12 protein-coding genes are annotated in these 13,284 nt (G+C 35.3%); 11 read left to right on the top strand and 1 reads right to left on the bottom strand.

The window, feature by feature from the left end; all coding sequences use genetic code 11:
- Positions 1-23: 23 nt before the first annotated feature.
- Positions 24-2,096, bottom strand: coding sequence for a surface-anchored 5'-nucleotidase (locus QOR44_RS06540; protein WP_000726925.1), 2,073 nt, complete (start codon positions 2,094-2,096; stop codon positions 24-26).
- A gap of 267 nt (positions 2,097-2,363) precedes the next feature.
- On the opposite strand from QOR44_RS06540, the gene QOR44_RS06535 reads away from it, so the two are divergent.
- From QOR44_RS06535 to QOR44_RS06485, 11 genes are all read left to right on the top strand, one after another.
- Complete coding sequence (locus QOR44_RS06535; protein ID WP_000431168.1) at positions 2,364-2,804, top strand: MarR family winged helix-turn-helix transcriptional regulator; 441 nt, start codon at positions 2,364-2,366, stop codon at positions 2,802-2,804.
- A 46-nt stretch (positions 2,805-2,850) separates the two neighbouring features.
- Positions 2,851-4,668, top strand: coding sequence for an ABC transporter ATP-binding protein (locus tag QOR44_RS06530; protein ID WP_000481824.1), 1,818 nt, complete (start codon positions 2,851-2,853; stop codon positions 4,666-4,668).
- Positions 4,658-6,412, top strand: coding sequence for an ABC transporter ATP-binding protein (locus QOR44_RS06525; RefSeq protein ID WP_000851086.1), 1,755 nt, complete (start codon positions 4,658-4,660; stop codon positions 6,410-6,412). Before QOR44_RS06530 ends, QOR44_RS06525 begins: the two co-directional genes overlap by 11 nt.
- Before the next feature lie 107 nt (positions 6,413-6,519).
- Entirely contained in the window at positions 6,520-7,146 is a 627-nt protein-coding gene (locus tag QOR44_RS06520; RefSeq protein WP_000449638.1) for a GTP pyrophosphokinase, read from the top strand.
- A gap of 1 nt (position 7,147) precedes the next feature.
- Positions 7,148-7,834 carry a response regulator transcription factor gene (locus tag QOR44_RS06515; RefSeq protein ID WP_001264420.1) on the top strand — a complete coding sequence of 229 codons (687 nt, stop codon included), beginning with the start codon at positions 7,148-7,150 and terminating at the stop codon, positions 7,832-7,834.
- A complete protein-coding gene (locus tag QOR44_RS06510) occupies positions 7,834-9,063 on the top strand; it encodes a sensor histidine kinase (protein WP_000489523.1) in 1,230 nt (409 codons plus the stop codon). Before QOR44_RS06515 ends, QOR44_RS06510 begins: the two co-directional genes overlap by 1 nt.
- 115 nt (positions 9,064-9,178) lie before the next feature.
- The gene (mvk, locus tag QOR44_RS06505) at positions 9,179-10,057 is read left to right on the top strand and encodes a mevalonate kinase (RefSeq protein ID WP_000659717.1); all 879 of its coding nucleotides are present in this window, start codon (positions 9,179-9,181) and stop codon (positions 10,055-10,057) included.
- Positions 10,039-10,983 carry a diphosphomevalonate decarboxylase gene (gene mvaD / locus QOR44_RS06500; RefSeq protein ID WP_000348814.1) on the top strand — a complete coding sequence of 315 codons (945 nt, stop codon included), beginning with the start codon at positions 10,039-10,041 and terminating at the stop codon, positions 10,981-10,983. Before mvk ends, mvaD begins: the two co-directional genes overlap by 19 nt.
- On the top strand, positions 10,976-11,968 hold the full coding sequence (locus tag QOR44_RS06495; RefSeq protein ID WP_000241526.1) for a phosphomevalonate kinase: 993 nt from the start codon (positions 10,976-10,978) through the stop codon (positions 11,966-11,968). Before mvaD ends, QOR44_RS06495 begins: the two co-directional genes overlap by 8 nt.
- Positions 11,965-12,960 carry a type 2 isopentenyl-diphosphate Delta-isomerase gene (gene fni / locus QOR44_RS06490; protein WP_000184899.1) on the top strand — a complete coding sequence of 332 codons (996 nt, stop codon included), beginning with the start codon at positions 11,965-11,967 and terminating at the stop codon, positions 12,958-12,960. Before QOR44_RS06495 ends, fni begins: the two co-directional genes overlap by 4 nt.
- 67 nt (positions 12,961-13,027) lie before the next feature.
- Positions 13,028-13,246 (top strand): DUF4649 family protein, encoded by a 219-nt coding sequence (locus tag QOR44_RS06485; protein ID WP_000594209.1) that lies wholly within the window; start codon positions 13,028-13,030, stop codon positions 13,244-13,246.
- The last annotated feature ends 38 nt before the right edge of the window (positions 13,247-13,284 follow it).

Here is a 13,284-nt window from a genome sequence, read left to right as displayed (position 1 = left end):
TAAAATATCCAAACCTATTTTTATTATTTCATATGTTTTTTCTTTGTATTTAAAGCAATTCCTATAAGTCCAACACCAAAGACAGACATAAGGAATGATTGTCCATATTCAGAGTTTGTTTTTGGTAATTGTTTTGATTTTACGGTAGTAGAGTTTGATGGTTTGCCATAATTTCTCACAGGGTTAATAGCTGTAAATTGGTGTAATTGTTTTTTGTGAATTTTAGTTACAGGGTTGATTTTTGTAGATTTTGATTTTGTTTGGTTTAAAGTGTCTAATACAATCTCTTGTGCTACAATATTTCCTTGTCGATCTAAATAAAGTTTCTTAATAATGCTATGTGTACCATCATTTTGTGTAATAGTTTCATTAACCATCTTCATAGTGACATAGATTTTAGGTTTATTATTTGGAACGCTCACTTTTTTACCAGCTTTTTCTAAATCAGTGATATAGGCCATAAATACCTCTGTATCGGGATTAATGGCTCCTAGAAGTTTGGCATTTCTGAAGCTTGCAAAGCCATCACCACCACCGAATAAAAAGTCATTGATAACTAATTTGTATTTTGCATCAGGATTGATTTCTTCACCATTTGATTTATAAGCTTTTACAACTTTAAATGGTGTTTCTTCTCCGCCCTCTTTATTATCTGTGTAAGTGTATCGCAGACCAGCTATTTGAAGGAAGAAATTTTGTTTTTGGTCGTATTGTTCGTTGAGTGCTTTATAAAGATCTCTACCAGTAATTTCGACGACTTGTAAGATATTACCAAAAGGTTGAACTGCTTGTGCAGCTCCCCAGGTGATTGTTCCATCTGGTTTGATGAGTAAGTCAGCACGAATGCCACCATTATTTGTCATGGCAAAATCGATATCTGGCCAGCTTTTTCGAGCAATTGCTAGTTGAGCCTCTGTGATGAGGCTGCCTACCGGACTAACATTATCTTGATCAACAGAACGCGTAATCATGCCACTTACCTCGGCAGTACCAATTTTAGCTTCTGTTACTTGTTTAACGATAGTATTAGCTTGGTCAACAATGGCTTGAATATCGGCACTACCTGTTTTTTTACCAGGAGCAACTGCAACTACTTTAGCTGAAGGGGTTTCAATGAAATCTTGTGTATCAGTATCTAGGACACCACGTACGTCAGCATAGGCTTTTCCTTGAGAGAGCGCTTGTACAATGCGAGTTTTACCAACAAGACCATTTGTATATTGATGATTGTGTCCAGCAAAGACAATATCTACGCTATTTTCAGGGAAGAGTTGATTGACTTTTTTCATCATTTCTGCTGCTTCACCTTCAGCAATATCATCCTTGCTTGTTGCAGGTACATGAGCAAGGACTACAATAGCCTTGACATTTTTAGCTTGTAATTCTTTGGCGTATTTAACGATTGTTTCAGCTTCATCTAAAAATTCATATTGTTCATAATTTTTACGTAAGACAAGGTTTGGGATGTCTTTGGTAACGATTCCGATAAAGCCAACGTTCACACTTTTGTTATTTACAGGAATATTTTTAATAGCGTAAGGTTTCCAATTGTAAGGGATTTGTTTGTTAACTTTATCAATAACGTTTGCCACTACAATTTCTTGTTTTGCAGCTTCGTGTGGGTATGATTTCGTAATATTATTTATATTAGAATCTGGAGCAGGGGCCTTTCCAGTAACGATACGATTGTATTCTGCCAAACCTTCATCAAATTCATGGTTACCTAATGTGCCATACTCAACATTCATTGCATTAAATGTTTTAACGGTTGGTTCATCTTGAAGAAGCCCTGAGTTAGCTGGACTTGCTCCAACCATATCACCAGCTTGAACTCTAATGCTTTCACCATTAGGGTTAGTTTGTTTGAAATCTTTTTGAGCATCATCCATATAAGCATCTAATTGAGCAGCAGTGCCAGCATTAGTAACTTTTCCGTCAGGCATATTTGCTGTTCCAGTATTATCAAGTGCACCATGAAAGTCATTGACGCCTATAACTTGGACGCCTACTTGGTCAGCGAATACGCTTGAGAACATAATAGAAGTCCCAGCGACTAAACCAAGGACACTACTTTTCAAAATAATTTTCTTTTTCATTTAAATCTCCTGTAAATTAAATAAATATTACATTTGTATTTTACTATCATTTACATTAAAAATCAATATAAATTTATAATTAAAAATATAAAAAGCGAACATATATTTTTAATATTAAAAAGTAAGCGAAATCATTTTTTATTTGACGAATGATAGGTTTTTTTAGAAATATTAATGTAAAAATAGTTCTCACGGTAACTTTTAATTGACAATTAATAAAGGTTGTTTTAAAATAGTTCTCACGATAACTATTAAAGGAGTATTATTATGGAGAATCCTCTTCAAAAAGCACGAATACTTGTTAATCAACTTGAAAAGTATTTAGATCGTTATGCAAAAGAGTATGATGTTGAACATTTAGCGGGTCCACAAGGACACTTAGTGATGCATCTCTATAAACATCCTGACAAGGATATGTCTATAAAAGATGCTGAAGAAATTTTACACATTTCTAAGTCTGTAGCTTCTAATTTGGTAAAACGGATGGAAAAAAATGGATTTATTGCGATTGTTCCATCTAAGACAGATAAGCGTGTGAAATACCTTTATTTGACTCATCTAGGTAAACAAAAGGCTACACAATTTGAAATTTTCTTAGAAAAATTGCACAGTACCATGTTAGCAGGTATTACTAAAGAAGAGATACGTACTACCAAAAAGGTTATTAGAACATTAGCTAAAAATATGGCGATGGAAGATTTTGATTAACTATTTTAGGATAATAGGATAAATATGAAAGTAAAAGGAGTTTGCGATGTTTAATATTTTCAAGCGACTCAATGGTAAAGAATGGTTGATGATTGTGGCGAGTACTATATTAGTGTGTCTAGCGGTTTGGATGGACTTAAAGACTCCAGAATATATGTCTGATATTACACGTATGTTGCAAACTAAAGGTACAAAGGTAGAGGCTATTTGGGATCCTGGACTAAAAATGCTTGCCTTTTCATTTGGTAGTTTTTTAGTAGCAGTAATGGTAGGTTTTTTAGGTGCTAGGACAGCAGCTAGTTTTACTAGTCGATTACGTTCAGATATTTTTAACCATGTGATGGATTATTCTGATGCAGAAATTAAGCGATTTTCTATCCCCTCTCTATTAACGCGCACAACTAACGACTTGACTCAGCTACAGATCCTTATTGTAATGGGAATGCAGGTTGTTACCCGTGGACCAATTATGGCAATATGGGCTTTGACTAAAATTTGGGGTAAAAGCGATCAATGGACTGGGGCAGTTGGAGTAGCGGTTATTATCGTTATGATATTACTTAGCGTTCTACTCTTACTCGCTTTTCCGAGACAACGGCAAATCCAAGGTTTTACAGATGCGCTTAATGCAACTACTAGAGAGGCACTCTCTGGTGTTAGAGTTATTCGTGCCTACAATGCTGAAAAGTATCAAACAGATAAGTTCAAACGTGAAAATGACGATTTAACAAAATTGAACCTTTTTGTTTATAGATTGATGTCGCTTATGAATCCTGTGATGACAGTGGTTTCATCTGGATTGACTTTAGCTATTTATTGGATTGGCTCTTATCTGATTAATGATATTTCTGTACCTAAAGTTACAGGAACAAGTGTATCTGTTTTGGCTGCTAAATCAGCTATCACTGATCGAGTGGATCTTTTTTCAAACATGGTTGTTTTTTCATCTTATGCTATGCAAGTTGTTATGGGATTTATGATGATGGTAGCTATTTTTATCATCATGCCTCGTGCTTTAGTATCGGCTAGACGTATTAATGAGGTACTAACTTTAGCCCCAACAGTAACTTTTAAAGAAAATAGTCATATCCAAAGTGCACAAAAAGGTCAAATTGAGTTTCAAGATGTGTCATTTCATTATAGTAAAGATTCTGAAGCGGTTATTGAACATGTATCTTTCAAAGCAGATACTGGTCAGACAGTGGCATTTATTGGGTCTACAGGTTCTGGAAAATCCACTTTAGTCAATTTAGTTCCACGTTTTTATGACGCCACAGAGGGGTCAATTAAACTTGATGGCATTGATATAAAGAAATACTCTCACAATGATTTGAATAATAAAATTGGCTATATTCCACAGAAAGCTGTTCTCTTTAGTGGGACAGTACGTTCTAATATGGTTTTTGGAGAGAGCGGCAGGAAGGAACTTAGTGATGAACAAATTTGGCAAGCACTCGAATTAGCGCAAGCTAAAGAATTTATCGAAGCTAAAGAAAAAGGATTAGATATAGAAGTCGCTCAAGGTGGTAGTAACTTTTCAGGAGGACAAAAACAACGCTTGGCAATCGCACGTGCTTTAGCACGTCACCCTGAAATTCTCATTTTTGATGACTCATTTTCAGCGTTAGATTATAAAACAGATCATATTTTACGCCATGAGCTGAAAGAAAAAACAGCTGCTATGACGAAATTAATTGTCGCTCAACGCATTTCAACTATCATGGATGCTGATCTCATTTTAGTGCTAGATCAAGGTAAAGTTGTTGGGCAAGGAACACATAAGGAATTGTTATCAAATAATGAAGTGTATCAAGAGATAGCCTATTCTCAATTGTCTAAGGAGGAATTGGAAAATGAAAACTAAATCCCAAAAAACGTCTTTTTTCTCTAATTTGTCTCCGTACCTCAAAGGTTACAAACTTCTTTTTGCGTTAGCAATTGTGTTAGCAACTTTATCAAGCTTGACAACAGTTATAGGACCAGACCGTCTTAAAGAGATGACGGATCTTATGGTAAAAGGCTTGGCTGGTAATATTGACTTAGCCAAAATCGGTCATATTGCAGGGCAATTGGCAGTATTATATGTTTTAGGTGCATTAGTATCCTATCTAGCAAGTTTTATTGTGACGACTATTATTCAAAAATTTGCTCAAGGCATGCGCAATGCTATTGCTGATAAAATCAATAAAATACCTTTGAGTTATTTTGATAGCCATACTCAAGGTGATACTTTATCTCGTGTTACAAATGATGTGGATTTGATGACACAGTCTTTTAACCAAAGTTTAGTTACTATGGTTGCATCTACAGTGTTATTGATTGGTTCATTAATTATGATGTTCAAAACAGATTGGCATTTAGCAACAACGGCGATTATATCGGTATTTTCAGGATTCGCTCTTTCTTCAATCATTATGGTGAAGAGTCAGCCTTTATTTAAAAAGCAACAGGTGAATTTGGCTAATATATCTGGATATGTAGAAGAAATTTACTCAGGACACAACATTGTTACTAGTCATAATGCAAGACAGCAGGCTAAGTCAGATTTTCAACTATTAAATGATAAACTTCACAGTTCCATGTGGAAATCACAATTTTTCTCTGGAATTATGATGCCTCTGATGCAGTTTATTGGTAATTTTGGTTATGTGATGGTGTGTGTGGTTGGTGCCATGTTAGCTATCAAAGGAACAATTACTATGGGTACAATTGTTGCTTTTATGACCTATGTTCGTATTTTTACACAGCCTATTGGTCAGATTGCTCAAGGAATTACACAATTACAGTCTGCTAGTGCAGCCATGGGACGTGTTTTTGAATTTTTAAATGAAACAAATATGCAAGAGGATAAGCACAAAGTGTTAAATCTTCCTAAGTTTAAGGGGCATGTGTCCTTTGAACATGTCAAGTTTGGTTATAGTGATAACAAGACTATTATTCATGACTTTACTTCGGAGGCACAGCCTGGTCAGAAAGTTGCTATTGTAGGACCAACTGGCGCAGGTAAAACGACAATTGTTAATTTATTGATGCGTTTTTATGATGTTAATTCAGGTAGTATTTCCATAGATGACATCAATATCCAAGACATGAAACGTAGTCAAGTCCATGATGCTTTCTCGATGGTTCTTCAAGATACATGGTTGTTTGAGGGAACTATTAAAGAAAATTTGATTTTTAATCAGACGACAATCAGTGATGACGAGGTTCAAGAAGCTGCTAAGGCAGTCGGTGTACATCATTTTATAATGACACTACCTAAAGGGTATGATACTGTCCTTGATGACGCTGTGACATTGTCAGTTGGACAAAAGCAATTATTAACCATTGCTCGAGCTCTTTTGAAAAATTCTCCCTTACTTATCTTAGATGAAGCAACTTCATCTGTTGATACACGTACAGAAGAGTTAATTCAAAAAGCTATGGACAAACTTATGGAAGGAAGAACATCATTTGTTATCGCACATCGTTTATCAACGATTAAAAACGCAGATTTGATTTTGGTCATGAAAGATGGGAATATCATTGAGCAAGGCAATCATGATGTTTTGATGTCTCAAAGTGGTTTTTATGCTGATCTGTATAATTCTCAATTCGAATCAGCTTAACATGAACATTTTAGAAGGAAATGGGAAGAAAAAATTCTCATTCCTTTTTAGTTTGCCTTAAGTTTCTATGATATAATGGAGCTTAAGAGAGAATAGGAAGGTTTCTTATGGAAACAAATATTTATGGAGATTATGGTCGATATCTACCATTAATTTTAGAAGATTTCAGCCAGCGTATACAATTAGAAAATGATAAAGCTAAGGTTGAAACAGGCTATAAATTGTACGAACATATCATTGGTCGTATTAAGACATCAGATAGTATGATAGAGAAATGTCGTCGTAAACAGTTACCTGTAACAGTAGATTCTGCACTAAAAGCTATTAGAGATAGTATTGGAGTTCGTATTATTTGTGGTTTTGTTAACGACATTTATCAAATTGTAGAACGTATTAAGTCATTTGATGATTGTCGTATTGTAGTTGAAAAAGACTATATCCAGCATGTTAAGCCAAATGGGTATCGCTCTTACCATGTGATTTTAGAAATTGATACTCCCTATCCGGACTGTTTGGGTAATTCAAAAGGTAAATATTACATTGAGATTCAGTTGCGTACAATTGCGCAAGATTCTTGGGCTAGTTTAGAACATCAGATGAAATACAAGCATGATATTGAAAATCCCGAACGAATTGTAAGAGAATTAAAACGTTGTGCTGATGAAATGGCATCTGTTGATTTAACGATGCAAACGATTCGTCAATTGATAGAGAGTGGAACAAAGAAGGAATAAAATGAGAGTATTAATTGCAGAAGATGAAGAACAGATGTCACGTGTCCTTAGTACGGCAATTAGTCATCAAGGTTATGTTGTTGATGTCGCCTACGATGGTCAGACTGCTATTGATTTAGCTAATCAAAATGCATATGATGTCATGGTTATGGATGTCATGATGCCTGTTAAAACAGGTGTTGAGGCTGTCAAAGAAATTAGACAATCAGGAAATAAATCTCACATTATTATGCTAACAGCCATGGCAGAAATTGATGATAGAGTAACAGGTCTAGATGCTGGTGCAGATGATTATTTAACAAAACCCTTCTCTCTAAAAGAATTATTAGCAAGGCTTCGCTCTATGTCCCGAAGATTGGAAGATTTCACACCTAATGTATTGTCATTGGGAAGAGTAACCTTATCAGTCGGTGAACAAGAGTTGCAATGTGAAAACACTATTCGTCTAGCGGGTAAAGAAGCTAAAATGTTAGCATTTTTCATGTTGAACCATGATAAAGAATTATCTACACAACAACTTTTCGAACATGTCTGGGGAGCAGATAAGGACCAAGAAGATGTAGATGAGGGATATGTCTTTATCTATGTTTCTTATTTGAGACAAAAATTGCAGGCAATTGGTGCTAACTTGGAGATTATTGGTCAAGAAAGTAGTAGCTATAAATTAAGTGAAATAAATGGTGGCTAATGTTTAGAAATTTACGACTTCGTTTTATCGGAATAGCTGCGCTAGCTATTCTTGTTGTCTTATTTTCAGTAGTCGGTGTCCTCAACTCTGCTAATCACTATCAAACGAAGAATGAAATTTATCGTGTGTTAACTATCCTTGCAGACAACAATGGACGTATACCGAATAAACTTGAATTTAGTAAAGAATTAGGTGATGACCTATCAACGGACGCTATTTTCCAATTCCGTTATTTCAGTGCGCGAACAGATGCAAAAGGTAACGTGACTAGTTTTGATTCTAGAAATATCTTTGAAGTAAGCGATAGGCAAATAAAAAATTATGCCAAGCGTATCGTATCACAAAATAGTCATTCAGGTCATATTACCTATAATTTTAGTACTTATTCTTATCTACTAAAAAAGGTTGGTAAAAATGATTATTTAGTGGTATTTTTAGATACAACCAACCAATATCTTGATAATCAAAGATTATTGCAACTTTCAATATGGATGTCCTTGGCAAGTTTTATCGTCTTCATGGTAATTGTTTCAGTTTTATCAGGGAGAGTTATCTTACCATTTGTTGCTAACTATGAAAAGCAAAGGCGTTTTATTACCAATGCAGGACATGAACTAAAAACTCCACTTGCTATCATCTCCGCTAATAATGAATTGGTGGAAATGATGAGTGGTGAATCAGAGTGGACTAAATCTACAAATGATCAAATCCAACGTTTAACGGGTCTAATTAATGGCATGGTCAGTCTTGCCCGCTTTGAAGAACAGCCTGATATAAGTATGGTTGACTTAGACTTTTCACATATTACAAAAGATGCTGCAGAAGATTTTAAAGGTCCAATCATTAAAGATGGTAAAGATTTTATAATGAGTATCCAACCAGGTATTCATGTCAAAGCTGAAGAAAAATCATTATTTGAATTGGTTACATTATTGGTTGATAATGCTAATAAGTATTGTGATCCGATGGGGACTGTGACAGTTAAGTTATCACGTTCAAGTCGTTTGAGACGAGCTAAGCTTGAAGTTTCAAATACTTATAAGAATGGTAAAGATATAGACTATAGCAAGTTTTTTGAACGATTTTATCGAGAGGATGAGTCACATAATAACAAAAAATCGGGATATGGTATTGGTCTTTCTATCGTAACTAGTTTGGTGCATCTATTTAAAGGAAGTATCGATGTGAATTATAAACATGGTACCATTACCTTTGTCATTTACATTTAAGATTAAAGGGGCTGCAATTGTAGTTCCTTTAATTTATGTTATTATCACGTTAAAGTCGCTTTTTTTAAGGATTTATATTAAAATAGTAAGGTAATAGAATTGTAAAGAGAAAAAGATGAAAGAAAAGTTTGGTATAGGAAAGGCTCATAGCAAGATTATCTTGATGGGTGAGCACTCAGTAGTATATGGTTATCCAGCCATTGCTATTCCTTTAAAAAATATTGAAGTAACTTGCCTTATTGAAGAGGCTCCTCAATTAATAGCATTAGATATGACTGATCCTTTGTCGACAGCCATTTTTGCTGCCTTGGACTATTTAGGTAAAACTTCTTCTAAAATTGCATATCATATTGAGTCACAAGTCCCAGAAAGACGTGGTATGGGATCATCAGCTGCAGTTGCTATTGCAGCTATTCGTGCAGTTTTTGATTATTTTGATGAAGATTTGGAGGCAGATTTGTTAGAATGCCTTGTTAATCGAGCAGAAATGATAGCACATTCAAATCCGAGTGGATTAGATGCAAAAACTTGTCTTAGTGAAAATACTATTAAATTTATCCGCAATATTGGTTTTTCAACAGTACCCATGCATTTGAATGCTTACTTAGTTATTGCTGATACAGGAATTCATGGGCATACTAAAGAAGCAGTAGATAAGGTGAAATCAGCTGGCGAGGCAGTGCTACCCTTTTTAAAAGAATTAGGTTATTTAGCAGAGGCATCAGAGGATGCTATTCATAAAAGTGATTCCAAACAACTTGGTAGCTTGATGACTAAAGCGCATCAAAGTTTAAAACAATTGGGTGTCTCAAGTTTAGAAGCTGATCATCTGGTAGAGGTAGCTATTAGTTGTGGTGCTCTAGGCGCTAAAATGAGTGGCGGCGGATTAGGTGGTTGTATTATCGCACTTGTAAAAGAAAAAAGAGAAGCTGAGCGCTTAAGTCAGCAATTAGAAAGAGAAGGAGCTGTCAACACATGGACGGAAAAAGTATAAGTGTTAAGTCTTATGCTAACATTGCTATTATCAAATATTGGGGAAAAGCAGATGCTGAAAAAATGATTCCAGCTACCAGTAGTATTTCTCTAACACTTGAAAACATGTACACTGAAACACGTTTGACTGCCCTTGGTAAGGATGCTAAGAAAGATGAATTTTACATCTCTGGTGTTCTTCAAAATGATCATGAACATGACAAAATGTCAGCTATCCTGGATCGCTTTCGACAAAATAAGTCCGGCTTTGTAAAGATTGAAACAACTAATAATATGCCAACAGCTGCAGGCTTATCATCGTCATCAAGTGGTTTATCAGCCTTAGTAAAGGCTTGCAATGATTTTTTTGGTACTAACCTTAGCCAATCACAGTTAGCTCAAGAAGCCAAGTTTGCTTCAGGCTCCTCTTCACGCTCTTTTTTTGGACCTGTTGCTGCTTGGGATAAAGATAGTGGTGATATCTATAAAGTTCACACTGATTTAGATTTAGCTATGATTATGCTGGTCTTAAATGACAAAAAAAAGCCGATTTCAAGCCGTGAAGGTATGAAAATCTGCACTGAAACCTCAACTACTTTTAATGAATGGGTAAGGCAATCTGAACAAGATTATCAAGATATGTTAGTATACCTAAAAAATAATGATTTTCAAAAGGTAGGTCAACTGACAGAGCGTAATGCACTTGCAATGCACTCAACAACTAAGACAGCAACTCCAGCCTTTTCCTATTTGACAGAAGAGACATATAAAGCTATGGATGTTGTGAAGAAACTTCGCGAAAAAGGCCATGAATGTTATTATACGATGGATGCGGGTCCAAATGTTAAAGTACTTTGCTTACGTCAAGACCTTGAGGCATTAGCTACTATCTTGGAGAAAGATTATCGTATTATTGTTTCAACGACAAAGGAATTAGCAGATGGTTAAGGTGCAAACAGGCGGCAAATTATATATTGCAGGTGAATACGCGATACTGTATCCTGGGCAAGTAGCTATTTTAAAGAACGTTCCTATTTATATGACTGCATTAGCTACTTTTGCAGATAACTACAGCCTTTATTCTGATATGTTTAACTATACGGCAAGCTTACAGCCTGATAAGCAATATAGTCTCATTCAGGAAACGATATTGCTTATGGAAGAATGGTTGATTAATTTTGGCAAAAACATAAAACCGATTCACCTCGAAATTACGGGAAAATTAGAGCGCTATGGACTTAAATTTGGTATAGGCTCTAGCGGAAGTGTTGTCGTTTTGACTATTAAAGCTATGGCTGCGCTTTATGAGATAGAGATGCCAAGCGACTTGCTTTTTAAATTATCTGCCTATGTTCTCTTAAAAAGAGGTGATAATGGCTCAATGGGAGATATTGCTTGTATTGCTTATGAGCATTTAATTTCTTATTCAGCTTTTGATCGTAGGGCTGTTTCAAAAATGATTGAAACAAAACCTTTGGAACAAGTATTGGAAGCTGAATGGGGTTATCGTATTACCAAAATACAAGCTTCATTGGAGATGGATTTTTTAGTGGGATGGACAATGCAACCGTCCATTTCAAAAGAAATGATAAATATAGTTAAATCAACTATTACGCAGCGTTTTTTAGATGATACAAATTATCAAGTTGTCCAGTTACTTTCAGCCTTTAAAGAAGGAGATAAAGAAGCGATTAAGAGATGTTTAGAAGAAATTAGCTTGCTATTATTTAATCTTCATCCATCTATTTACACCGATAAACTTCAAAAGCTTAAAGAGGCAAGCAAAGGCCTAGATATAGTCACAAAATCTTCAGGATCTGGAGGAGGCGATTGTGGTATAGCCATATCCTTCAATAAAAATGATAATCAAACTCTAATCAAGCGCTGGGAGAGTGCTGGTATTGAACTACTTAGTAAGGAGACATTGTCATGACAAATCGAAAAGATGATCACATAAAATATGCTCTTAAATATCAGTCGCCTTATAATAGTTTTGACGATATTGAGTTAATACATTCATCCTTACCAAAATATAATGTCAATGATATCGATTTATCAACACATTTTGCTGGTCAAAGCTTTGAATTTCCTTTTTATATCAATGCTATGACAGGCGGTAGTGAAAAAGGGAAAGCAGTCAATCATAAATTGGCACAGGTTGCTCAAGCTACAGGGATTGTTATGGTGACAGGTTCATATTCGGCAGCTCTCAAAAACGATGAAGATGATTCCTACCCAACAACAGACTTGTATCCTGATTTAAAACTGGCGACAAATATAGGGTTAGACAAGCCTTTACCAGCAGCAGAGTCAACCGTTAAGGCTATGAACCCCATTTTTTTACAAGTTCATGTTAATGTGATGCAAGAACTTTTGATGCCTGAAGGAGAGCGTGAATTTCACATGTGGCGTTCTCACTTAAAAGAATACGTCGACAATATCCAATGCCCACTTATTTTAAAAGAGGTTGGTTTTGGGATGGATTTACAATCAATAAAGGATGCTTACGATATAGGTATCACAACTGTAGATATTTCGGGGCGTGGGGGGACTAGTTTTGCTTACATCGAAAATCAACGTGGACGCGACCGTTCGTATCTCAATACCTGGGGGCAAACAACAGCTCAATCCTTAATAAACGCTCAATCTATGATGGACAAAATGGATATCCTAGCATCTGGTGGCATTCGTCACCCTTTAGATATGATAAAATGTTTAGTGTTGGGTGCTAAAGCTGTTGGACTTTCTAGAACAGTTTTAGAATTAGTTGAGCGTTATCCTGTAGATGATGTTATTGCAATTCTCAATTCTTGGAAAGAAGATTTAAGAATGATAATGTGTGCACTGAATTGTAAAAAAATAACTGATTTACGACAAGTCAATTATATATTGTATGGTCAATTGAAGGAAGGCAATGCTAAATGATATTATTTTTGTGAAGTAGATATAGCTTCCTGTCAAAGTTTCCTTGTAAAACGTCAGAGGTAATAAGATGATTAAACTGTATTATAAAGATGCTTACGACACTGAACGATGCCAAGTTTTTGAAAATCCAAATGATTTTATTCGAGTTTTAATGGGATGTGTTACTGTTCCTGATAATTATCCTATTACGAAAATGACTTATAAAGATAAAGATATTGCTTATAGTGGTACTTATGGAGATCTCTTCAAGACTTTTATTGAATTTGATTGGTCCACTTTGGACTAGTAAAGCTAAAAAGCTAAGGCTGTGAATCGCCTTAGCTT

The sequence above is a fragment of the Streptococcus agalactiae genome (genome assembly GCF_949788565.1).
GTDB lineage: Bacteria > Bacillota > Bacilli > Lactobacillales > Streptococcaceae > Streptococcus > Streptococcus agalactiae.
The sequence above is the reverse complement of the archived record's forward strand: the minus strand, read 5'-3'. Positions and strand labels throughout refer to the sequence as shown.